General features: G+C 48.6%; 1 protein-coding gene. It reads right to left on the bottom strand.

Annotated elements, in window-relative coordinates; genetic code table 11:
* Positions 1–452: 452 nt before the first annotated feature.
* Positions 453–1,889, bottom strand: a complete 1,437-nt coding sequence (locus ACJ5NV_RS20335) for an ATP-binding protein (RefSeq protein ID WP_411646698.1) — start codon at positions 1,887–1,889, stop codon at positions 453–455.
* Positions 1,890–1,996: the final 107 nt, after the last annotated feature.

Genomic DNA, 1,996 nt, shown 5'->3' with positions numbered 1-1,996 from the left:
CCTCTCGGATGTCCCAAAGTCTCGTCGGTTCCGATGTTGGCGCATCGGGACCGACATGAAGCAAATACCGCCGATAAACGCTTCGTCAGACCGATAAACACTCTAAAAATCGATCTGTGAAGGGCGCGCCAAGGCGGGAAATTACAGGCGCTATTTCAATCACTTGAGGCCATTTCCGGGGGCCTAAGTTACGTAGCAATCTTCATGGGTTTCAAACTTATTTTTGAAACGCCAAAATCGCCTTGTTTTGTTGAAAACCGCCCGATGCGGCACACCTGGCGAAAACAGTAAAATGCAATCTATAGTTGCTAAAATCAGATAGGCTGTACGAATCAATAACGCTTCAAATGACAGGAAACGGCCCAAACCTGCCGTTGACTTAGTCGATCAACTCTGCGGCGCAGCTTCAGCGAACCGGCCATCCGCTAAAACCCAAAAATAGGATCGCAAACCTATTTCATACTTTGCCGCCGCCAAGACCGGATTGCTGATGGGGTCCCCGACTTCGATTCTGGCTCATTCCATCTATCCCAGAACCGGACAGTTTGGCTGTCAGGTTTCATAGTAGGTTCGGTTATACGCACTCGGGTTGGTAGTAAACTTGCATCACCAACGACCAATGCCTCCCCAATATCCAACACGGGCAAAAGGTCACCAAAACTACCCAAGCTGTCGGGGAGTAATCTCCGTATCACATTTTGGTCATCGCCGTTTGTCAGTCGCATTGCGATGACGTTGTTGCATTGGCTAAGTACTGTTCGATTTACTTCGGACGGGCGCTGGCTGATTACAACCAGCCCTATGCCATATTTACGGCCTTCCTTTGCAATCCGCTCGAAGATTTCGACTGCAACGGAGTCGGAACTATCAGCCTGCATCCTCTCTGGAATATATAGATGAGCCTCGTCGCACATGATTGCGATTGGGTGGCGCTTTTCACTTTCTGTCCAAATACTTGTGGAAAAAATAATCTGAGCGAGAAGACTTACCATCAAAGGTAGAATGTCAGACGGTACTTCTGAAAAGTCGATGATTTTGATGCCACCGGTCCCACCACCTTGTGCACCGCGACCAGCAGAGATCGCATGTACCATCTGTTCAAGCCATCCCATGTCCATGCACTCCTTAGGGGGCTGGAAAAGGAATGCTAATCGGCGATCATTTTGTTTGGCTTCCAGCCGTCCAATCAGTCGGCTTAGCTTACCATGGTATGGACCCTGCTTCTCGGTCCCGGCTTTTGCGCCTTCGACCATTTGTTCATCGAGTCTTTTAAGCCTAATTAAGACTGCGTTGATATCAAAGGGAACGGGGCTATCGATTGTAAAGTTCTCAAGAATATCCTTGTGTTTTACCGGATCAAGAGTTGATTTTTTGGCGTCGACGATGGCTCGCGTTATGACCATAGACTGGTTTGGCGCGTTCTGATCACTACGATCAACGAACATTGATACGAGTGCCTCGTATCCTAACAACCAGTAAGGAAGATGTAGTACTCCGTCCTTCAAGCCTCGCTTGTTCTCAAAATCTGAAGGACCCGCAACTTTTAGATGTTTAAATGAATCGCTCTTGAGTGGGCGATATTCGCCATGAATGTCGAAAAGGACCGCGTTCGCCTGCGGCAACTCCGCGACTTGCTCCAATAGTCGAGCAGTGGTCCATGACTTACCAGAGCCAGTGCCTCCTACGATCACAGCATGGCGCTGAAAGAGCTTATTCCCATTGAGATATGCAATGGCTTCGTCATCAAGTGTAAAGTGACCAAGGGACAACTTTGGCCCCTCGGTTTGTACATCCGAGATAACCTGCATAAAGTTCGTAAGCCTTTGCCCTTCCAGTGAAAAGCAGTTTGCATCAATTTCGGGGACCGTCTCCATTGTACGACGGAACACGTTATGGTCACTCCCGACACGATCCAATAGTGGACCTGTCGCGGTTTGATGCCGCTCCTTTGATAGCATTTACTGCAACAAAGGAGATTGACTATGGGACTGAAACG

Origin of the sequence: Loktanella agnita (assembly GCF_046640325.1) — a bacterium.
Lineage (GTDB): Bacteria > Pseudomonadota > Alphaproteobacteria > Rhodobacterales > Rhodobacteraceae > Yoonia > Yoonia agnita.
Note: the sequence above shows the minus strand (reverse complement) of the source record. Positions and strands in the feature narration are given on the sequence as shown.